Origin of the sequence: Xenorhabdus poinarii G6, from assembly GCF_000968175.1 — a bacterium.
In the GTDB taxonomy this organism is placed as follows: domain Bacteria; phylum Pseudomonadota; class Gammaproteobacteria; order Enterobacterales; family Enterobacteriaceae; genus Xenorhabdus; species Xenorhabdus poinarii.
Genome location: NZ_FO704551.1, coordinates 1,738,794 through 1,760,837, shown reverse-complemented (window position 1 = coordinate 1,760,837; position 22,044 = coordinate 1,738,794). Strand labels below are relative to the sequence as shown.

Annotated in this window: 19 protein-coding genes; 12 read left to right on the top strand and 7 right to left on the bottom strand. The window is 42.1% G+C overall.

Annotated features, from left to right (window positions below; genetic code table 11):
* The 5 genes from XPG1_RS08100 to ghoS all read left to right on the top strand — a co-directional run bounded on the left by XPG1_RS08100 (position 1) and on the right by ghoS (position 3,112).
* On the top strand, positions 1 to 282 hold the full coding sequence (locus XPG1_RS08100; protein WP_045958638.1) for a YcgL domain-containing protein: 282 nt from the start codon (positions 1 to 3) through the stop codon (positions 280 to 282).
* A gap of 52 nt (positions 283 to 334) precedes the next feature.
* On the top strand, positions 335 to 1,420 hold the full coding sequence (locus tag XPG1_RS08095) for a lytic murein transglycosylase (protein ID WP_045958637.1): 1,086 nt from the start codon (positions 335 to 337) through the stop codon (positions 1,418 to 1,420).
* 51 nt (positions 1,421 to 1,471) lie between these two features.
* The gene (locus tag XPG1_RS08090) at positions 1,472 to 2,128 is read left to right on the top strand and encodes a fumarylacetoacetate hydrolase family protein (protein WP_045958636.1); all 657 of its coding nucleotides are present in this window, start codon (positions 1,472 to 1,474) and stop codon (positions 2,126 to 2,128) included.
* A gap of 18 nt (positions 2,129 to 2,146) precedes the next feature.
* The gene (gene ycgN / locus XPG1_RS08085; RefSeq protein ID WP_197541123.1) at positions 2,147 to 2,584 is read left to right on the top strand and encodes a cysteine cluster protein YcgN; all 438 of its coding nucleotides are present in this window, start codon (positions 2,147 to 2,149) and stop codon (positions 2,582 to 2,584) included.
* Positions 2,585 to 2,800: 216 nt separating this feature from the next.
* On the top strand, positions 2,801 to 3,112 hold the full coding sequence (gene ghoS / locus XPG1_RS08080; protein ID WP_045958634.1) for a type V toxin-antitoxin system endoribonuclease antitoxin GhoS: 312 nt from the start codon (positions 2,801 to 2,803) through the stop codon (positions 3,110 to 3,112).
* Between the two features lie 361 nt (positions 3,113 to 3,473).
* Here ghoS and XPG1_RS08075 read toward each other — a convergent pair whose 3' ends face one another.
* Positions 3,474 to 4,469 carry a 2-hydroxyacid dehydrogenase gene (locus XPG1_RS08075; RefSeq protein WP_045958633.1) on the bottom strand — a complete coding sequence of 332 codons (996 nt, stop codon included), beginning with the start codon at positions 4,467 to 4,469 and terminating at the stop codon, positions 3,474 to 3,476.
* A gap of 173 nt (positions 4,470 to 4,642) precedes the next feature.
* On the bottom strand, positions 4,643 to 5,281 hold the full coding sequence (locus tag XPG1_RS08070) for an FMN-dependent NADH-azoreductase (protein ID WP_045958632.1): 639 nt from the start codon (positions 5,279 to 5,281) through the stop codon (positions 4,643 to 4,645).
* 318 nt (positions 5,282 to 5,599) lie between these two features.
* Between XPG1_RS08070 and hrpA the strand changes: the two genes are divergently transcribed.
* Together hrpA and XPG1_RS08060 are read left to right on the top strand one after the other, a co-directional pair.
* Positions 5,600 to 9,520, top strand: a complete 3,921-nt coding sequence (hrpA, locus tag XPG1_RS08065; RefSeq protein ID WP_045958631.1) for an ATP-dependent RNA helicase HrpA — start codon at positions 5,600 to 5,602, stop codon at positions 9,518 to 9,520.
* Between the two features lie 433 nt (positions 9,521 to 9,953).
* A complete protein-coding gene (locus tag XPG1_RS08060) occupies positions 9,954 to 10,541 on the top strand; it encodes a LysE family translocator (protein ID WP_045958630.1) in 588 nt (195 codons plus the stop codon).
* Between the two features lie 100 nt (positions 10,542 to 10,641).
* On the opposite strand, the gene XPG1_RS08055 is transcribed toward XPG1_RS08060, so the two are convergent.
* The gene (locus tag XPG1_RS08055) at positions 10,642 to 11,148 is read right to left on the bottom strand and encodes a carboxymuconolactone decarboxylase family protein (RefSeq protein WP_045958629.1); all 507 of its coding nucleotides are present in this window, start codon (positions 11,146 to 11,148) and stop codon (positions 10,642 to 10,644) included.
* An 87-nt stretch (positions 11,149 to 11,235) separates the two neighbouring features.
* Between XPG1_RS08055 and XPG1_RS08050 the strand changes: the two genes are divergently transcribed.
* Positions 11,236 to 12,177 (top strand): helix-turn-helix transcriptional regulator, encoded by a 942-nt coding sequence (locus XPG1_RS08050; RefSeq protein WP_045958628.1) that lies wholly within the window; start codon positions 11,236 to 11,238, stop codon positions 12,175 to 12,177.
* 50 nt (positions 12,178 to 12,227) lie between these two features.
* Here XPG1_RS08050 and XPG1_RS08045 read toward each other — a convergent pair whose 3' ends face one another.
* On the bottom strand, positions 12,228 to 12,512 hold the full coding sequence (locus tag XPG1_RS08045; RefSeq protein ID WP_045958627.1) for a hypothetical protein: 285 nt from the start codon (positions 12,510 to 12,512) through the stop codon (positions 12,228 to 12,230).
* A gap of 353 nt (positions 12,513 to 12,865) precedes the next feature.
* On the opposite strand from XPG1_RS08045, the gene XPG1_RS08040 reads away from it, so the two are divergent.
* The 4 genes from XPG1_RS08040 to XPG1_RS08025 are packed head-to-tail and all read left to right on the top strand — an operon-like array spanning position 12,866 to position 17,518.
* The gene (locus XPG1_RS08040) at positions 12,866 to 13,603 is read left to right on the top strand and encodes an ABC transporter ATP-binding protein (RefSeq protein WP_045958626.1); all 738 of its coding nucleotides are present in this window, start codon (positions 12,866 to 12,868) and stop codon (positions 13,601 to 13,603) included.
* Positions 13,596 to 14,819, top strand: a complete 1,224-nt coding sequence (locus tag XPG1_RS08035; RefSeq protein ID WP_045958625.1) for an ABC transporter permease — start codon at positions 13,596 to 13,598, stop codon at positions 14,817 to 14,819. The genes XPG1_RS08040 and XPG1_RS08035 overlap by 8 nt, the downstream gene beginning before the upstream one ends.
* Positions 14,812 to 16,275 carry a TolC family protein gene (locus tag XPG1_RS08030; RefSeq protein WP_045958624.1) on the top strand — a complete coding sequence of 488 codons (1,464 nt, stop codon included), beginning with the start codon at positions 14,812 to 14,814 and terminating at the stop codon, positions 16,273 to 16,275. Before XPG1_RS08035 ends, XPG1_RS08030 begins: the two co-directional genes overlap by 8 nt.
* Positions 16,268 to 17,518, top strand: coding sequence for an HlyD family secretion protein (locus XPG1_RS08025; RefSeq protein ID WP_045958623.1), 1,251 nt, complete (start codon positions 16,268 to 16,270; stop codon positions 17,516 to 17,518). Before XPG1_RS08030 ends, XPG1_RS08025 begins: the two co-directional genes overlap by 8 nt.
* Before the next feature lie 79 nt (positions 17,519 to 17,597).
* On the opposite strand, the gene XPG1_RS08020 is transcribed toward XPG1_RS08025, so the two are convergent.
* The 3 genes from XPG1_RS08020 to XPG1_RS08010 all read right to left on the bottom strand — a co-directional run bounded on the left by XPG1_RS08020 (position 17,598) and on the right by XPG1_RS08010 (position 22,022).
* Positions 17,598 to 18,611 carry a fimbrial protein gene (locus XPG1_RS08020; RefSeq protein ID WP_045958622.1) on the bottom strand — a complete coding sequence of 338 codons (1,014 nt, stop codon included), beginning with the start codon at positions 18,609 to 18,611 and terminating at the stop codon, positions 17,598 to 17,600.
* A 53-nt stretch (positions 18,612 to 18,664) separates the two neighbouring features.
* On the bottom strand, positions 18,665 to 21,247 hold the full coding sequence (locus XPG1_RS08015; protein WP_045958621.1) for a fimbria/pilus outer membrane usher protein: 2,583 nt from the start codon (positions 21,245 to 21,247) through the stop codon (positions 18,665 to 18,667).
* Between the two features lie 88 nt (positions 21,248 to 21,335).
* Positions 21,336 to 22,022 (bottom strand): fimbrial biogenesis chaperone, encoded by a 687-nt coding sequence (locus XPG1_RS08010; RefSeq protein WP_045958620.1) that lies wholly within the window; start codon positions 22,020 to 22,022, stop codon positions 21,336 to 21,338.
* Positions 22,023 to 22,044: the final 22 nt, after the last annotated feature.

The window sequence follows — 22,044 nt, the reverse complement described above, 5'->3', positions numbered from 1 at the left end:
ATGATTTGTGCAATCTACAGAAGTCCAAAACGTGACCAAACATATCTATATATCGAAAAAAAAGGTGATTTTTCGCACGTTCCTGAAGCGCTGTTAAAAACATTTGGCGAACCTCAATTTTCAATGATGATTTCATTATCGGAAAGAAAAAAATTGGCTAACGCTGATATTGAAAAAGTAAAAATCGCATTGAGTGAGCAAGGTTTTTATCTGCAAGTCCCCCCGCCAGTGGAAAGCCTGATTAATGAACATCTGGCTTCAAGCAAACCATCTGGTCAATAAAAATAGCGGGCAATTGCCTGATCCTAAGCAGATTTTGAATTGAGGCTGATTTATGAAATTCATCACTGGGCTCACTTTATTGGCAGCAGCCTTGTTGGTAGGGTGCAGTACATCAAGTGGTAAACCATTGTACAATCAACCCGTTCTGACTTCATTATCCCAAATTGAAGTCAGAACACTGGAACATGATTTTCCACTGAGTTCCCGTGAGCCATCACAGTTTCCTGCTTACGTCACTTTACTGAAACAGCAAGCCGAGGAGAAGGGGATCAGCAAAGAAACCTTGGATCGGGCATTTGCCAATATCCATTTTATTCCGCGTGTCATTAATGCTGATCGTAATCAGCCTGAAAAAAAAGTCACACTGGATGATTACCTGAAACGTGTCTTGCCAGCCTGGAAGATTGAACAGGGCATCAGGCAATATGAAGATAATAAACCATTATTAGACAAAATCGGTCGTGAATATGGTGTGCCCGCCGCCTATATTGTGGCTTTGTGGGGATTAGAAAGTAGCTTTGGTAAAATTCAGGGAAAAGAAGACAGTATTTCGGCATTATCAACGCTGGCGTTTGAAGGGCGTCGGGAAGCGTTTTTTATCAAGCAGCTATTGGCAGCGTTAGTCATCCTTGAGAATCAATATATTAATGACGATCAAACGCTCAAAGGCTCTTGGGCTGGCGCAATGGGGCAAAATCAATTCATGCCAACGTCTTACTTAACGTATGGCGCTGACGGCGATGGCGATGGAAAAATTGATATTTGGAGCAATAAAGAAGATGTTTTTGCCTCAACAGCCAATTATCTGCATAAAGAAGGGTGGCAACCCGGCTTGCCCTGGGGATATGCCATTTCATTACCTGAGGGATTTGATCCCGCATGGGAAGGTATTAAGACTGAACAGGGAAAAACCATTGCGCAATGGCAGGCATTAGGGGTTTCATCCCCCTATTTTGCCAACCTGTCTGAAAAAACCAAAGGTTGGATCGTTATCCCTGATGATCCGGCACAACGGGTATTTTGGGTGACACAAAATTTCCGGACTATCATGCACTGGAATCGTTCTTACTATTTTGCACTGAGTGTTGGTATGATGGCAGACGGTGTGATGCAACGCACTCATTTCCTCGCGCATTGAACATTAAGGTTTGAAGCATCGGGTTTGAAAACAAGAGAAAGGTGAACTGCTATGTACCAGCATCGGGATTGGCAAGGCGTATTGTTGGATTTTCCTGCGAATAAAGTCGTTTGTGTTGGCAGTAATTATGACAAACATAGGCAAGAGATGGATACCCCGTCGACGGCAGAACCGGTGATATTCATCAAGCCTGAAACCGCACTGTGTGATTTGTGTCAGCCTATTTTCATCCCACAGGAATTGGGTGCGGTGCACCACGAAATAGAATTGGCCGTTTTGATTGGTTCGTCCCTCAAAAATGCCAATGAAGAGCGAGTCAGTCAGGCTATTGCAGGCTTTGGCGTTGCGCTGGATTTGACATTGCGTGATTTGCAGCGAGGATTCAAACAATCGGGTCAACCCTGGGAGAAAAGTAAAGCATTTGATAGATCATGCCCGATATCGGGGTTTATTCCCGTAAATGTTTTTGGTGATCCACAAAATGCCCGGCTTTCTTTGGCCGTCAATGGCGAATTGCGCCAAAACGGCAATACGAGTGACATGCTAACGCCTATCATCTCGCTGATTGGCTATATGTCGCGTTTTTTTACCTTACGTCCGGGCGATATCATCTTAACGGGAACGCCCGAAGGTGTAGGGCCATTACAATCTGGTGATGTATTAAACGTTTCGCTCAATGAACATGTTTTGACCACCAGAGTGATTTAACCTCGAGGAATGACAGAAATTATGTCTCAACCTTTCTGGCAGGCAAAAACCTTAGAACAAATGACAGACCAAGAGTGGGAAGCATTATGCGATGGCTGTGGCCAATGCTGCCTGCATAAGTTGATGGACGAAGATACGGATGAAATTTATTTCACTAATGTTGCCTGCAATCAACTGAATATTAAAACCTGCCAGTGCAAGAATTATGAAGATCGTTTCAGATACGAGCCTGATTGCATTAAATTAACCCGCGAAAATATGAATACGTTTGAATGGTTGCCCAAAACCTGTGCTTATCGTCTGATTGGTGAGGGAAAGCGGCTTCTTCCGTGGCATCCATTGATCAGCGGTTCAAAATCAGCAATGCATTCGGAACGCATTTCGGTCAGGCATATTGCTGTGCGTGAAACAGATGTGGTGAGTTGGGAAGATCATATCTTAAACAGACCAGAGTAAATCCTAAATAAGATCAGAAGACTCAAGATGCCTTATTTTCCTTCGCATTGCGGGGGGAAATAAGGCACATGCACGTTGGCCGTTACCGAGAATGCTGACATTGTCATTAATATCGGATTTTTCTCTCGTTTTTCCAACTTTAAATAGTCAAGATAAACTGATAACTTGTTTGTCCAATAGCCAACACAAGACAATAATCAAAACAAGGAAAGAAAAATGGCAAGTTATCTGGTTCGCGTTGAGCTGTATGGTACAGGCTCTGAGGGTTATGAAAAACTGCATAAAAGGATGACAGCGAATCAATTCAGCCAATCTGTCCGTTTTCCTAATGGGAAATGGCACCGCTTACCCAGCGGGACTTATGTTGGACATTCGACGATGGAATCCATTCAGTTAGCAGAAAAAGTCAAATCTATGGCTACGCCCTTTTCGAATCGTGATCCATCAATATTCGTTTGTACCTATAGTAACTGGAGTGCTTCGCTCTACCCCGAAAAACAGCATACTGAATCTGGCTCAGGTGACTGAATCTAACATTTTACGCCCCAAGCATTATCTTATTTTTACAGCAGATTTGCTCATTTTATGCCTGTTGTAATAAATATTGGAATGGAACTTCGGCTGTATACTCAATATATATGAGACACTGTTTGCAATTCGCTTGTCAGACAGTGAAAGCCACTACCGTGCAGCTATGGACGTTTGTTTGATAATGAGGGAAAGTAAAATGAATAACAGATGGATAAGCTACGTAACGTTTGTAGGGGTTTGGGTGACCGTAACATTAACAATTGGCATCATATTGTCGTAAAAAGATAAGAAAAAATTAACGCTAAACCTCGCCTCGGCGAGGTTTTATTATTACCACCACAGACAGGGAGGTTGATCATTATCTGACAATATTCGGGCACGTTTCGCCAGAAATTAACTGCTGAATATTTTGCAAAGTTGTTTCACTGATGCTGGTTAATGCTTCTTCAGTCAAAAATGCCTGGTGACCCGTAAACAGAACATTATGGCAAGAAGATAAGCGCCGGAAGATATCATCTTGAATAACATCATTTGATTTGTCTTCAAAGAATAAATCTCTTTCGTTTTCGTAAACGTCCATGCCCAATGCACCAATTTTTTGTTGTTTCAGTGCATTAATGGCTGCAACGGAATCAATCAGGGCACCTCGGCTGGTATTGATGATCATCACGCCATCTTTCATTTTGCTGAATGCGGTTTCATCCAATAAATGATGATTTTCTGGTGTCATGGGGCAATGCAGAGAAATCACATCAGATTTAGCATATAACGTATCTAAATCCACATATTCTACCCCCATATTCAAGGCATCAGGATTGGGGTAAGGATCATACGCCAGTAAATGCATACCGAAACCGTGCAGGATCCGCAACGTTGCCAGGCCGATTTTCCCTGTTCCGATAATACCGGCGGTACGTTTATACATGTTAAAGCCCGTTAATCCTTCAAGAGAAAAATTGGCGTCACGGGTGCGTTGATAAGCACGATGAATGCGGCGGTTAAGGCATAACATTAATCCAACAGAGTGTTCGGCAACGGCTTCAGGTGAATAAGCGGGTACTCGAACAACTTGAATGCCTAATTCTTTTGCGGCATCCAGGTCGACATTGTTGAACCCGGCACAGCGTAATGCCAAAACTTTGATGCCCATTTCTGCCAATTCTTGCAGCACCTCGCGTCCACCATCATCATTGACAAAAATACAGACGGCATTCGCCCCAGAGGCATTTTTAGCGGTTTGGGGACTTAAGGGAAAATCAAAAAACTCGATATGATAGCCAAAACCAAGTTTTTGGTTGAGCATTTCAAAATGCTTACGGTCATACTGCTTGGTACTGTAAACAACCAACTTCATAACAACATCTCCACTATACAAATAACGATAGAATCATCGAGCCATTCATTAACGCCACTTTGCTGCAAAACCGCCTGTAATAAAAGCCTGATATGAGATTATCATAACAGGAAGTTATTCTTAGGTTGAAATAACGGGAGAAAAATGGGCCAGTCAGGTGGTTGCAACTGGTATCAAGCTACGGCCTTTTCTGGTGAGGTGTATGCCATTTTTGCTATCATCTCATCCAACATTTCACGGGTATTCTGATGTGTTTGATTGGCGGATTCGGCTCCCAACGCTAAACCTTCAGCAAAGACAAATTCCACTTCGGTAATACCGATAAATTTGAGGAAAATACGTAAATAAGGGGTCATCATATCTGTTGCACTATCTTTATAAATGCCTCCGCGACTGGTCAAAATGATTGCGCGTTTGCCTTTCAGTAACCCTTCAGGACCTGCTTCAGTGTAATGGAAAGTCACACCTGCACGGGCAATCAGATCAAAATAGTTTTTGAGTTGGGTAGGGATAGAAAAATTATACATTGGTGCTGTGATCACAATAACATCGTGTGCTTTTAACTCTGTAATCAGTGCATCTGACAGCGCTAATGCTGATTGCTGGCGTTCTGTTAATGCAGCACCACTGGGACGCAACGCATTGACTAATTCCCCATCCAGTACCGGAATCGGGTTGTCAGCCAGATCACGTATCGTGACATTATTTCCTGAATGGCCTGCTAAGTACTGTTCAACAAAATAATCTGCCAGTTTATTACTTTGGGAATATTGGGCCAGAATGCTGGATTTCAGAACCAGAACTTTACTCATTCTCTACTTCCTCAGTGAGCTGTAACACGAGCTATCTTAAGGACGATTCATTTTATCGATCCTCGGGTTTGTGAAGTCGATTTTAAATAGCATTATTGTTCAATAACCAGCTAAATATTTTGAGTTATTCATTCAAATGGACTGAATTTCGGATTAACAGCCAATAAAGCGAGAATCTGATGAGGCAGAGGCGAGATCGGAAGTACATGGCATTGCACAAGATATGTTACACTTCTATGATTTAAATCATAAAGAACCATCCTCTGAGCCTGCAAAGACAGCGCTACTCAGTTAAAAAACGTCACAAGGATTTATCACGTGGAATCATCTTTGACAGCACCAATCGCTGAATTATTCGCTGAACTTGATCACCTACCACTGCGCGATCAGTTCCGGTTAAGAAAACGTCTGCATGGAGCCGCAAAAATTAAGAATCAGGGCGCTTTGCAGGCTGTAGCACAAACCATTGCTGCGGATATTACTGCTGCAAAACAGAAAGTCCGGGTTCGTGAGGCCGCATGTCCTGCGATTCAATACCCTGACGCTTTACCGGTCAGTCAGAAAAAAGACGATATTTATAAAGCGATCAGGGATAACCAGGTGGTTATCATTGCCGGGGAAACCGGTTCAGGTAAGACGACTCAGATCCCTAAAATCTGCCTTGAATTGGGACGAGGGGTTAAGGGGCTGATTGGCCATAGCCAACCTCGTCGTTTGGCGGCTCGTTCAGTGGCTAATCGTATTGCAGACGAACTGGAAACGCCCCTTGGCTCAACAGTCGGCTATAAAGTGCGTTTTCATGATCAGGTCAGTGAAAATACGTTGGTCAAATTGATGACTGACGGTATTTTGTTGGTAGAATTGCAGCAAGATCGTTTGTTATTGCAATATGATACGTTAATTATCGATGAAGCCCATGAACGCAGTTTGAATATTGATTTTATCCTCGGTTATCTGCGTCAGTTACTGCCAAAACGCCCTGATCTGAAAATTATTATTACTTCTGCAACCATTGATCCTGAACGTTTTTCTCGTCATTTTCATCATGCACCGATTATTGAAGTTTCAGGGCGTACTTATCCCGTTGAAGTGCGTTATCGTCCGGTGGCGGGAGATGATAATGACAGTGATCGTGATCAGCTCGAAGCCATTATTGATGCAGTGGATGAGCTAGGACGTGAAAGTGCGGGCGACATCCTGGTGTTTATGAGTGGTGAGCGAGAAATTCGTGATACGGCAGATGCGCTGAGTAAACAAAATTTCCCACATACCGAAATTCTGCCACTTTTTGCCCGGTTATCTAACAGTGAACAGAATCGAATTTTTCAGTCTCATGTTGGGCGCCGTATTATTTTGGCAACGAACGTGGCGGAAACCTCATTGACAGTCCCCGGCATCAAATACGTGATCGATACGGGATTTGCACGTATTAGCCGCTACAGCTATCGAACCAAAGTGCAACGTTTGCCGATAGAGCCAATATCACAAGCCTCCGCTAACCAGCGAAAAGGGCGCTGTGGTCGTGTTTCAGACGGGATTTGTATTCGTCTTTATTCGGAAGATGATTTTTTATCTCGCCCGGCATTCACTGATCCTGAAATTCTGCGCACCAATCTGGCTTCCGTTATTTTACAAATGACTGCTATCGGATTGGGTGATGTCAGTGCATTTCCGTTTGTTGAAGCACCTGATAAACGCAATATTCAAGATGGAGTTCGTTTATTGGAAGAGTTGGGGGCAATTGATCCCGAGTCGTTGTCCGCTGGAACCTATCGATTGACGCCAATGGGACGACAACTGGCTCAACTGCCTATCGATCCCCGTCTGGCTCGTATGGTGTTGGAAGCCAAGGCGCATGGGTGCGTTCGTGAAGTCATGGTTATTACTTCCGCGCTATCGATTCAAGATCCACGCGAAAGGCCATTGGAAAAGCAGCAAGCTTCAGATGAAAAACACCGGCGTTTTGCGGACAAGGATTCAGACTTCATCGCGTTCTTGAAATTGTGGGATTTTCTGGAAGAACAGCAAAAAGCGCTTTCCAGCGCTCAATTCCGCAAACTTTGCCGTCAAGATTACCTGAACTATCTTCGTGTGAGAGAATGGCAGGATATCTACACTCAGTTGAGACAAGTTGTAAAAGAAATAGGTTTGCCCATTAACCGTCAGGACGCTGATTATCGCAGTATTCACCTTGCCCTGCTGACCGGATTATTATCCCATATTGGCCAGAAAGATACCGATAAACAGGAATATACGGGAGCACGCAATGCGCGTTTTTCTGTTTTCCCCGGTTCCGGTTTATTTAAAAAACCGCCTAAATGGGGGATGGTTGCTGAATTAGTGGAAACCAGCCGCCTGTGGGGACGGATTGCTGCCCGGATCGAACCGGAATGGATAGAGCCGCTGGCTGCTCATCTCGTCAAAAAACACTATAGTGAACCACACTGGCAGAAGTCTCAGGGCGCGGTGATGGCAACTGAAAAAGTGACCTTGTATGGCTTGCCCATTGTGACAGGGCGTCTGGTTAATTACAGCCAAATCGATCCTATGCTGTGCCGTGAATTGTTTATCCGTCATGCGCTGGTGGAAGGGGACTGGCAAACCCGGCATTCTTTTTTCCGTGCTAATTTGAAATTGCGTGAAGAAGTCGAAGAACTGGAACATAAATCTCGCCGACGGGATATCCTGGTGGATGATGAAACTTTGTTCAGTTTTTATGATCAGCGAATTGGCAAAGACGTTGTTTCATCACGTCATTTTGATCGCTGGTGGAAAGTGGCCAGTCAAGATCAACCGGAATTGCTTAATTTTGAAAAGAGCATGTTGATCAAAGGTGATGCAAACAACGTCAGTGCGTTGGATTATCCGAATTACTGGTATCAGGATAATTTGAAATTCCGCTTGAGTTACCAATTTGAGCCGGGAACTGATGCGGACGGTGTGACGGTGCATATTCCTTTAGCGGTATTGAATCAGGTTAAGAATGAAGGATTCGATTGGCAAATACCAGGCATTCGCTATGAATTGGTTGTGGCGTTGATTAAATCACTCCCCAAACCAATCCGCCGTAATTTTGTTCCGGCGCCTAATTATGCGCAAGCCTTTCTGGAGCGGGTGACACAACCTCAGATGCCTTTGCTGGATAGTCTTGAGAAAGAGTTACGCCGCATGACGGGCGTGACAGTGTCACGAGATGACTGGCAATGGGAACAAGTTCCTGATCATCTAAAGATCACATTCCGTATTATTGCTGAAAAAAGAACAGGTGAGAAAAACAAACCGTTAGCGGAAGGCAAGGATCTGTCAGCATTGAAACTGCAATTAAAAGAAAAAGTTCAAGAAACCCTTTCGGCGGTTGCAGACGATGGCATAGAACAACGTGGATTGCATATCTGGAGCTTTGGTGAATTACCTGAATGTTATGAGCAGAAACGCGGAGGCTATTCCGTTAAGGCATTTCCGGCATTGGTGGATGAGAAAGAGAGCATTGCAATTAAATTGTTCGAAACAGAAGCTGAACAGCACAATGCTATGTGGCAAGGAACTCGTCGGTTGTTATTGCTGAATATTCCATCACCGATTAAATACCTGCATGAAAAATTACCGAACAAATCCAAACTTGGGCTGTATTTCAATCCATATGGCAAAGTGTTGGATTTGATTGATGATTGTATTGTTTGTGGTGTTGATAAGTTGATCGCAAAAAATGGGGGGCTGGCTTGGAATGAACAAACATTTGCTTGCTTGCAGGATAACGTGCGCGCGGATTTGAATGATGCTGTGGTTGAAATTGCTAAACAAGTCGAGCAGATCCTGACAACGGTCTTTAATATCAACAAGCGCTTGAAAGGGCGGATTGATATCTCTCTTGCACTGGCATTATCGGATATTAAAGAACAAATTTCTGGCCTGGTCTTCAATGGATTTGTCACTTCCCATGGTTGGAAACGTTTGACGGATGTTCTGCGTTATTTGAATGGAATTGAGCGGCGATTGGAAAAATTGGCAGTAGATCCTAATAAAGATAGGGTACATATGAGCCGGATTGAGCATATTCAAAACCAATGGCAACACTGGCTGGCAAAACTCTCTCTCCAGCAGAAGCAACTGCCGGAAGTGAAAGAAGTGCGTTGGATGATTGAAGAGCTTCGGATTAGCTTATTTGCGCAGCAATTAGGTACCGCATACCCCATATCAGACAAGCGTATTTTACAGGTAATGGAAAATATCGCATCGTGATAGGTCTAGAGCTGTAATCCAATGAGAGTTATAGCCTTAATGATATGTTTTAGCATGAAAATTTTGTTTTGAGAAAAAGCGGCCAATATTTTTATTGGCCGCTTTTTTAAGGCATGATTAACCACAACTAAAATTAGTTACAACATACTTTTAATGCTACAATATTTGCCACGACCAAAATACTTCCGCGAGTAGCAAGCTTTCATTTTGCCAGGGGTGACGGGCAGGATTGACAAATTTCAATTGCTTTTTTTATGCAATTAATGATAAATCAATGGATTAGGTAATTAACAATAAGGGTTAGAGAAATATGTTCTTTTGATAATCGCTCATTTAGAGAATGGAAAAACATCTTTAACATAAATGTAGATTCTTTTTTCATGGCAGCTAAGGCCATAAAAATGAACTTAACGTCCTCATTTAAGGATATTTAATGGATATCAAATTTATTATAAGCGCCTTATTAGTAAATTTACCGTTAGCCTTATCTCCCGGGCCAACTAACATCCTTTGCCTGAGTTTATCTTCGAGTCAAGGCTTTAAAAAAACATTGAATTTTATAGCTGGCCTTCAAGTCCTGCCATTTATTTATTCTCTTATAGTTGCCATTGGTGCAGAGGAAATACTGAGTAAATTTAACAATATATCGATGGTGGCTAAGGTAATTGGTAGTTTATATATGCTATATTTGGCCATCAGCATGATCCGGTCAGATGGCTCTATTGAGAGAAGGAAAGAGGTTAAGGGTGGATTTTTTCATGGGATAATGGCTCAAGCATTAAACCCTAAGAACATTACAATAATAATAACAGTATATTCACTCTTTTCCAAAGAGGCAGAAAACCATTTATATGGAATAGTCCTGGCAGTAATAATAACTCTTTGTAACTTACTGTCCCACCTAACATGGAGTTTTACTAGTCAGATGATATTAAGAAACAAAAATAATTTTTTTAATAATCATCAAGACAAAATATTTGGTGTTCTATTATTGCTAGCCATAATATTATTATGGGTATAGTCACTTTCCTGCTTTTTTTCTAAACTAACCCCTTGGTACACCCAAGGGGGGTCAAAAGAAAGCCTTCCTTCTGGGGGGCTTTTTCTTCCATATCACATACTCATACCACCGCACCTGTGTGATCGTGACTGCGTTGTTCAGTTGGGCTGCTGATGTGGATTGGAGCTACATTATATCGGCACGCTATTCCTAATCTATTTAGTGCATTCATCATAATAGTTAACCACTCAATTGCAGCGACCTGCGTATCACTCCATAATTCTGCTGCTTTTTGATAAATATCATCTGGGATATGATCATTTTGTATTTCTGTTATCGCCTCGACTAACATCAGCGCTGCCCGTTCTTTTTCTGTGAAATATTCTGTTTCTTGCCATGCCATAAGCAGGGCAACTTTATCAATAGATTCATCCTGCTGTAGGGCATCTCTGGTATGCAATCTGATACAATATGCACATCCGTTAATCTGAGAGATACGCAATTTTAATAGATGGCAGAACCCTTCAGTAATTCCGACAGATAAAGCGGCTTTATCTATTTCAGCACTGACTGATAGCAGTTGCTGATAAATATCAGGGAACGTTTTTGCTAAAGAAATACGTGTCATAATGCTTTCCTTTTAACTTTTCATTAGGTAAGGATTATCATAAAGCAGATAGGTTTCACTTTCTGACACCTTTTTTAAGGATCTACGATGAAAAAAACTGTGTTATTGCAACAGATGCAACTTTTTTTACAGGGCAGGCAGAAAGTGACCTTAAATGAACTTATGCAGGAATTTAATTTATCCCGCAGTAGTGTTTTACGCTATATATCTGCTTTAGAAGAACTGGGTGTTCCTTTATACTCTGAGCGGGGAAGGAACGGAGGCTATGTTATTGCCCCGACATACCGGTTAACTCCGGTCAGGTTTAGTGCGGATGAGATTCATGCGATGTTATTTGCTATTTCAGGTATGCATGTTTTGCAATCCACGCCTTTCAACCTGCAATTTCGCAGTATTTCGGAAAAGCTAAAGCAGGTTCTGCCCCATGATGAAAAATTGAGGGAAGATAAATTGCGTAAGCACTTAGGTATACGTACTGTAAAGCAGATCAATCCGATCAGAAAACTGGATATGTTGCTAAACCATATTCTGCAACAGGAAAATCTGGAGATAACTTATCATAACGAAACGATTTTTATTTATCCTATTGCAATGTGGTTTGAAGCCGGAAAATGGTTTTTAGCGCTGTTTGATTATGAGAAACAAGATTTACGGGTATTGCGTTGTAACGAAATCCAATCATTTCGTCCGACGACAAAGTCATTAATTGTTCCTGAAAATGTTCGACTTACGGATTTTAATCTGTTTAGTTTCGATCAGCTAAGGCAGAAAGAACAGCAACATTATTTTCAGATTAAAATAAAAAAATCAGGTATTGAGCATTATCACGGAAAACCATTCTCACATATTTTTCTGCAATTAACTGATGATAATAGTGCGTTAATATCGGGTCCTTATCATAAGGAAGAGCTTGGCTATCTGTTGGATTATATCAATGGATTCTCTCAGCATTTGATTGATATTCAACCAGAAAAATTGAAGCGCATGTATATTGATGAGATTAAAGTACGTTTGCATCAGTTGAAGTAAATGCGTTGCTGAGAAAAAAGCCTCTCTTTATAGAGGCTTTTTTTAGAATCTTATATTTTCTTACCTTCATACTTACCAACATAAACGTTCATGCCACAGACATATAGTTTTTTAAAGCCTTTTAAATACCATTTGATGCCATTTTCATTACGTACATCAAGAAAGACAATGCCCTCTTTAACAAGATATTTAGTATATATGCCATTATTATCTAGTTCAGGAGAAGAATGGCAATTATTCCAGGGGATATCTGTGTTCGCTGATGCAGTTCCAATCCACCCAGTTAATGAAATAACTGCCGCTAATATTACACCTGCAAATGATTTATTAAACATAAAAAACTTCCTTTAATGGTTTTAGGGTTTTCAGATTAAATGTATTAATTATAAAATTGCTAAAGCACGATAAATCTAAATTGTTACTTGGCAATATTACAATTTTAAAATTTATAAACTGACTATGTTTTTATATTCTGGATTAGAAACTTAATTTCTATTACCATAATTTATGGTTAATAATAACCCTCTTGTTTCTCACGCAAGTAAAATAAATTATTTATAATTAAACCGCAATTCACTATAACGAATTTGATTTAATGTTGTTTAATAATTAATTATATTGAAATATAAGAAAACGACTTTTCAATAATGATGAATGTAGATATTAAAGAAGGGATATTATAAAAATAATGGATACTATAAATTTGATTCATCCCAAGATACCGATATCACCTGTTATCAATATGCAAGGGTTAAGCCGTGTTTATCAACCTAGAGGGGAGGGCGAAATATCGGTTCTGAAAAATATCACAGCACAAATTTTTGCCGGTCAGAGTTGTGCTATTGTTGGGGCATCGGGATCAGGTAAAAGCACATTACTGAATATTCTCGGTCTGCTGGGTAAACCCACTTCGGGGAAATATTTTCTTTGTGGTGTTGATATGTCAAAAGCAGATGCTGAGCTTCGTGCCAGAATGCGCAATAAAGAAATTGGTTTTGTTTTTCAGAGTTTTCATTTATTGGCCGGAATGACAGCGACAGAGAATGTTGCTCTGCCGCTTCTTTATCGTGGTATTTGTGCCTCACAAGCTCATAAGATCGCCAGAGAAAAACTGCATTTGGTGGGGCTTTCACACCGTGCCGGACATTATCCGGCAGATTTATCCGGCGGGCAGCGTCAGCGAGTGGCTCTCGCCAGAGCATTAGTCGGAGAACCTTCATTACTGTTGGCTGATGAACCGACCGGGAATCTGGATCAACAGACAGCAGAAGAAATTTTATTGCTGCTTTCTTCTCTTCACACCGACAACGCGATGACGCTGGTCGTAATCACCCATGATGCTATGGTCGCAAATCATATGCAGTGTGAATTACGCATGATTGATGGGCGGTTGCATGAAATCAGAGGAATGACAATGCATGCATGATAAAAGCCAGCTCAGTAATTATTCCCGTAGAAACTACGGCATGTCGGCATTAATGATGTGGAGAGGAGCCTGGCGTAATTTAATGGCAACAGGGAAAAGTTCTTTGCTTGCTTTATCGGGGATTGCTATTGGTTGTGCGTCTATTGTGGCATTTGTGAATACCGGACATAACGCCACACTGGCCGCGTTAAAGATGTTCAGCGGGCTGGATATCAACGTTATTACAGTAAACCTGAACTCCTATAATCATGGGGTTGATAGTGAGTCACTTAACATGGCCGATCTGACAACGGCTATTCCCAGTTTATCTTCAACAGCACCGTGGATCTATTCTCCTTCTTCCGGGAGATATAACGGGAAAGCAGAAACATTTACTGTGATAGGTTCTTCTGCGGAACTTGAAGACGTTATGCAACTGCGACTGCGTTATGGCCGATTTATTTCTGATTATGATCGGCATTCTCCTTATCTGGTCATTGGCAACGAAGTCGCTGTTACCCTTGGTGAAGGGGATGCATCCCGTGTACTTGGCAAGCAGATCCAGCTTGGTAATCATTTATACACCGTCATTGGCATTTTCGATGTAAAAGGGCAAAACCCCATCTTTCCTTTTTCGCTGGATTCGGTCGTGGTTGCTCCTATTAAGGCCATGCGTAAAATATCGTTTAATACTGATCTGAATGGCATCATCGCCCGTACCACCACAACCACAACCACAGAAACCGATGCGAAAGATTTATTGGCGTTGCTCAAGCGCAAGTTTCCAGCGGTTGACATGAGTGTTCAGGTTGCTCAACAACTACTGCAAGGGCAGACAGAACAAAGTAAAACCTTTTCTTTTATGTTGATCGGGTTGGCGGGGATTTCGCTGCTCACCGGCGGTATTGCAATTTCAAATGTGATGCTGATGAATGTTTCGGCCCGGCGAAAAGAGATTGGGTTGCGGATGGCTTTAGGGGCAAGAACTCAGGATATCCGGCGTCTTTTTTTGTATGAAGCGGTGGCACTGACGTTTGCCGGCGCAATCCTTGGTGCACTAGTCGGTGTCATCGTCGCCTTTCTTTTTGTTGTTTATTCTGGCGGGTCATTTTCTCTGGCGCCTTTATCTATGCCGTTAGGCATAGGGAGCTCAATCTTGGCAGGACTTATCTCCGGCTTTTATCCCGCACATAAAGCCTCTCAAATGGAACCGGTACAGGCATTACGTGATGATTAAACAATATTTCCTTTATAGCTCTCTGACTTTGTTCTTCTGTTTTTCTCAAACAGGAATCTCTGCATCTGAACAGGGACGATTAGCTTTAGCAAAACCTGCTGACAGTCTGAGCCGGGAAACGTCTGAAGAAGTGATCGGCCTGTCGTTGAGTGACGCGATATCGCTTGGTTTAAGGAATAACTACGCAATCCGCAGTATTTATCTGGATCGCATCGCCCAAAAATTTGATTTACGGGTGGCCGAGGACCGATTCACACCAAAGTTACAGCTAAGCGGACGTTATATTGCGGGTAAAAACCAGGATGCAAGTTTCAGAAAAGTTAATCTTTCTCCCAATGCCACGTTGCTCACGCCTTTGGGAACGCGTTTTACACTTTCCTGGACGCGTGAAAACAATCAATCGAAGATAAACAAACTTCACAATGATGGTGCAAGTATTACGGTGATACAGCCTCTTTTACGGGGGGCAGGAACCGATATTAATAATGCCCCGATCTTACTGGCAAAACTCCGGGAACAAACCAACCGGTTGAATTTAAAAGCCACTATTTCCGATGCCATCACGCAAATTATTCTGGCCTACCATGCGTTACTCCGTGCTCAGGAGCAACAAGCATTATCTGTCGCTTCCCTTAAACGTATGCAGAAATTAGTGGAGACGAACAAAGAGTTAATTGGTGCCGGCAGAATGGCTCAGGCAGATATTATCCAGACGCAGGCTGATCTGGCCATGCAGGAACTGTCGGCAAAAGAGGCTGAAAATCATGTGGATACCGCAAAGCTGGCATTACTTAAGTTACTTGCCCTGAGCCTTAAAACCCCCATCCAGGCGACCGAAACGCTGGAAGGAATTCACGTCAGTCTGAATGTTGAACAATCCATTAAAAAAGCGCAGGCTCAGCAGCCGGGTTATCTTATCCAGTTACTTTCCGCAAAAGCGGCAGATATTCAATTATTGCAGGCCAGAGATAACCGGCTCTGGGATTTATCATTAGTTGGAGGAACATCCCAGTATCGTTCATCCTCTTCTGAAACGCGCAACTGGGAAAATTATGTGGGTATACAACTGGATATTCCAATCGGTGATATGACCCGGAAACAAGCAGCAGTTCAGGCCAAGGTTGATGTCCAGAAGCAGACATTACATCTGGAAGAAGCCAAAATAAATCTGGAACAAAGCGTCATCAATGCTATCCGGGATACAGAATCACGCTGGCAGGAATATCAGTTAGCAATAAAAGCCAGTTCACTTTCTCAAAAGAAACTCGAAATTGAACAGGAAAAATTACAGGCAGGGCGATCCAGTAACTTTCAGGTTCTGAGTTTTGAAACTGACTTGAGAAATGCCGAAAATGCACGCCTGAATACACTTATCCAGTATCTCAATGCTCAGGCTGAACTGGATCAAATTCTTGGCACGACATTGGAAAGCTGGGAGATTGTTCTCAATGAATAAACGTTATCAATGGACTATCGCTGGTATACTTGTAATAGTGATCTGTTTTTTTGCTCTGTTATTTTCAGGGTATTTGTCCTCAAAAGCATCGTCAGATCAGGGAGCAGTACAGTGGATTGAAGTAAAACACAGCCTGATAGAAAAACAATTAGGTCTGGTAGGCAAGCTGCAATCCGGGCGTCTTGAAACTATCCCTGTGCCATTTGATGCCATTATCAAACACGTTTTGGTCAAAGAAGGGCAACCAGTAAAAGCTGGCCAGACATTAGTGATACTTGATACCCGCAAGCTGGATATTGAACTTCGGCAGGCGCAGGTTGAAATGATCAAAGCCTCATCGGCCGTTGAACAATTGCATGATTGGGAAAATAGTCAAGAAGTCATCCGGGCCAGAAGAAATGTCGAAAATGCGAATCATATGGTGATGGAATTGAAAAATAATCTGGCAAAAACACAGGCACTTTTTTCACGGGGCATCGTTCCACGAATGGAAGTGGAAACCCTTGAGCAGCAACTTCGCCGACAACTCACGGAACTCGCTTCTGCAAAGGATGATCTTGCATCAACCCGACAAAAAGGCAGTGCTGGCAATGTACGTGTTGCAGAGATGGAGTTGCAAAATGCAACCAGTCGCTACCAGACGCTACAGGAACAATACGCTCATAAAGAAATCAAAGCGCCATTTTCCGGGGTTGTACTCAGAGCAGCACAGGGAGAAAAGGGAAAGCGATTAACGATTCAGACAGGCATTCGGGTTACCGATGGCATGCCCTTACTGGAAGTAATGGACACAACACAGTATCAGGTATTGGCAAAAGTTGAAGAAACCGATCTCGCCAAACTCAAAGAAGGACAGGCAGTAAAAATTAATGGGGAAGGATTTTCCGATCACTTTCTGGATGGCGAAATTGAAACCATTGCCATGCAAAGCGTGAATAACGACAACCCCGGATCGGCGATTTATTATGACGTTATGATTAAAGTGACTTCACCCATGCAACAGGATTACCTTATCAGACCCGGTATGAGTGCCAAAGTTAATATAGTTATTTATCGTAATAAACAGGGCATTGTTGTGCCGGAAAAAGCATTAACTCGCAGTAGCGATGGACAAGTAACCATAACCTGGCGCCCGGATTTAAAAAGCCCGGCGGTATCTCGTCGGGTAACTGTCGGGAAAGCGATGCCGGAAGGTATGGAAGTTCACGGGCTGGAAAAGGGATTTATCGCGTTACCCCGTTGAAAAGCTATCACGCGCCACAACTTCAATATTGCAGTTATGGCGCATCATTATCATGACAAGGTGAGGGGATAGGGTCAATTTATTGATAAATTAATGTTACTGTCGCGGTGGCATTTGCTTGACCCGGGATAATTTCTGAATCTGTCTGAATATAATGAGCTTGTAGTGGAATAGTGATATCTCCACCTGACTGGCTGGAACCAGACACAACCGGGTCGTGCATTGATACGGGGCGATTCAGATATAAAATCTGCAAACCGACGCCTTTTGCTGTGACGTTGTCACTATAATCTAATGCCCAGATATTTTTATGATTCCAAAATGCGGGAGTGCCCTCTAATGTCACGCCAACATTAACATTAGCGTCGCAATTTATCTTGATATTAAAGTCTCGTCTGCCAGCGGTGCTGTAAATACCACGAAAATCACTTTTTTTAATGTCCCCCATAGGGACAGGGATTATTCCTTGACTAAGGGTACAGCCTTTAGTCGTGATATAGGTGTCCGACAAATAAAAAGTGTGAACAAGATCATTACCTAATTTGGCTCGAGTTAGCGTTGCCCGCCTGACAGCGCCTGAACCGGTTGTCGATGCAATTTTGATTAATTGTACTGTCAAATAACCCCATGATTCTCCGCAATATTGTGTTGCCCATGACACGTTTTGCGGTGGGCGGCATGTGAAGGGATGATCTGCTGTTCTGGGTAACCAATCAATATCATAACCTGTAGCCCACGTATTAATACGGATGCCTACTCCCGGAACACCTGATTCATAAATCGCATCATTGTTATAGTTTGCAGGTCTAAGATAGGGTCGGTCCCATGTTGTTTTTATGTCCGCATTACAAAGAGCGATGTTACCTGCTTCGTTAACTTGATCCAGACGTATTTCTTTGATCGTTGTGCCGATAGGGTGGTCTCGGGGGATCGTAATTGCACCGAAAGAGACGGGAGTGATGCCTGGTGCAAAACCCGGAGAATATTGGCAATAACGGTTCGTTAAACTATCAAAGTTCGCTAAACTATCAAAGCTACTCATCGTGCCGATGAAAAATGTACTTGCCAATAATAATTTTAATTTCTTGGCCATAGAATAATTCCCATTATTTTTTAAATATAGGTCAAATAAATGTGCCAATGTCGTTAATGACAGGTGGCTTCAATTGTATACAAACCTGAAACCGGCTCTTCATCAGGTAATTGATAACTGGCACGACATTCCTGTACTTCTTTATGTCCCCATTTCACCCTGAGGTTACCGGATTCAGGAAGCCCACTGAGATAAACCAGTCCATCATGGCTGACAATCGCGCTATTTGGTTCATCTATCTTATTCTTTTGCGCTAGTGTTGCTGTTGCGCCAAATGGAACCGCTTTACCATTGTGGGAAAGTGTCAACAAAACACGATGACCGATGCGAGTCTGGAAATTAGCCAGGCTCAGCGATCCGTGGGTTGGGATAATAGTCTGTGTGTTGATATCAATATCAACGTTATTGCCCATTGAATGTGTATCCAGAGAAATACGGTTTTTTCGATAGCTACTGACATAAGGCACGATAGCGTAACCCCGCCAGTCAGTTTTAATTCCCGTATGATTTTGGACTTTAATACCCGAAGCCCCATTAGCACGCACCAACGCCAACGTATCGCCTAAAGATTGAGAAAAAGTCATACCGTAAGGGTGAACAACAATCCCGCCATTTAACCCATAATGCAATTGACGGACGTATTTTTCATAATTGTAACCTGCGCTGATCTGGCTATATGGCCCTTTGTATTCAGCGTTGAGACTTCCGCCACGGATGTGATGACGACTAGCGTAATTTTGCTGAATGCTATAAATCAGATTGTTATCTTCAAGCGTGGTGCCACTTAAACTGAGCTGATGAGAAGTATCACCGTTTTTACTGTGGGTCATGTTATAGCTTGCCCAACTGTTTTTCAGCCAGTGGTCAAGAGGAATTTGAATACTGAACGATAAAATCTGCTCATGGCGATTTGAATTGGGGAAGGTATCGTAAGAATAGTTCAGATTATAATTGATGGTGTTATAACGCGAACCATAACCAGCACTGATATTTCTCTCATAACCCTTTTGATACCAATAATCTTGCTGGAAAGCAGAGAGATAAATATTTCCCCAGTCTCCCAGAGTTTGATTAATATGGAACTGTAATTTACTGCGTTTATTGGTACTGTGATGACCATAGTGAGTTATTTCCAGCTCATTGGCCTCTTTAAAATCATAAAAATTTCGTGTCGAGTAACGATAACCCGCCAGCGTGACGTTAGTACCGGTTTTAGCGATGTCTTTAGCATACTGAAAACGATAAGACTGCCCGTCATAGTTGGTACCACCGACGTCGGAACTAAAATGCGTTCTGGCATAGTTTGCATCGAAGGAAAGAGAACCCCAATTCGAGAGGCTGTAACCTGTCCCCAACGCGATGGATTGATAATCTTTTGCCATGATGGCGCCCCCATATGCAGTAACCCGATTGGAAATACCATAAATGACCGTCCCCTGCATAAAATAGGGGGCCTTACCATACTGAGAATGAGACTGGTACTTTCCCAGCGTCAGCGAGTGACGCAGACTGTTTTCCCTTAACATAATAGGTACAGCAGAAAACGTTTGCACAGAACGATACTCTTTGCCATCAGCTTCTTTGACAATGACTTCCAGATTGCTCGTGGTATTGGTCGGATAGAGGTCATTAATGACAAAAGCGCCCGGAGAAACGTAAGTTTCATAAATAATGTAACCATTTTGTTTCACAGTGACTTGGGCATTACTCTGTGCTATTCCTCTGATTGTTGGTGCAAATCCTTTTAAGCTATCGGGCAGCATCTTGTCATCGGAAGCTAATTGTATTCCTCGAAATTGAAAGCCCTCAAAAATGGGGGAAGGGGTATAACTATCTCCAAGTGTTAACTGGCTTTTTAATGCTTGTACATCTCTCTGGAGATAAGTATTGAGACTTTGCCATTTTTTATTCTGGCTACTGTAAGTGGAATAATTGCGTAAACGCCATGCATCCCAATTTGCGCCTGTTCTAAGATTAAGGAAATGATTCGTTGCTGATGCAGATTGATTATCTCGCTGATTATCTTGCCAGGTTTTGGAACCACTGTAGTTATAATTGATCAGCAAAGAGGTTAATCCCTGTTCCCATAGGTGAGAAGGAACATAATCTCTACTCTGGGAGTGCAATGCAGCTTGTGGAATGCTGATATCTAGCCGTTGACGCTTAAAATCAAAAGAAGACGATGCGGATGGAATAGCGTGCCCGAGATCAGTGATTTCGGTTTCTAGTGTCAGATTGCGCAGTAATGGGAATGCATCAATATTGACTCCCATATCTTTGAGTTGCCGTATTTTCAGTTTGGGGACAAGCTGATTATTGACACGAATAAAATCAACATTGCCGACATCTATTTTTTCCCGGTTTAGGTAGATATCGACCCAATAACGTCCTGGCGGTTGTTGATCATCTTGAGTAAAAATAGAGAGATCAATATCGTTTGGAAATCCTGAAGGCGTTTCTAACGCATTGATATTGAAATACTCTTCAGCATAAGCTTTATTGGTAAGGATTAAAAATTCTGTGAGGAACAACACACAGATAAAAAAAGTACTATAGAAATAGCGCAAGCTTAGCTTGATAAATAACACCCGATTATCAGAAATGTGTTGTTGAAGATAATGACGATATTTATCCATAATGATTTTCTAGTTATTGATATACCCTTTACCTTTCACGTTTTATCTTAAAATTGATTGGATATATCTAAATGATGTAATTTTTCGGTTAGAAGGTGTATTTTTCTTCTGGCGTGACGCCGCCAAAGTCATTAATTGTTTTCCAAGTCACTTGATGGATGTTTTTAATAGGAATATCCCAACTTGCTTGTTGAAAAGGGGGAATCATTCCCGCCGTTTGAACTTCATACATTTCTGTACCATTACTGGTCAATACTTCAGAAAAAGAGATGTAATACGGTGTTGGATTCTCGGCGATGAGCTGACGTCCAGCCATTCTGAATTTCAGCATTTTATGGGCCATGCTGGCATTATCTGCTAAAGAGGCTGGACGATAGAATAATTTAAACCGAGATTTTACGGTGATTTGTAACTGGTTCTGTTCAGATTTGACTGTGGCTGGAATAGACTTGATGTTGAGCCAGAACAATGATTCTCTATCATCAAGTAAATTCAATCCGGTTTTAACAATGCGTAAAATATTCTCATTCCCTGCCGTCAACTTAAAAAGTGGGGGCGTGATGATAAAAGGCACTTTAGTTTCGTCATGTTCGCCTTGAACCCATGATTGAATGAGGTAGGAAATACTTGTTTCAGGGTTACTAATAGAAATGGATGCTTCTTTTTGATCGCTAATATAAACAACCCGTGTACCACCAATGACGACACCGGCAACAGCTGTATGGATGCTAAACGTGTAGATGAAAAAAAGAATTAAGATACGAAAATATTTCAAAATGGCTTCTCCAAACAATATT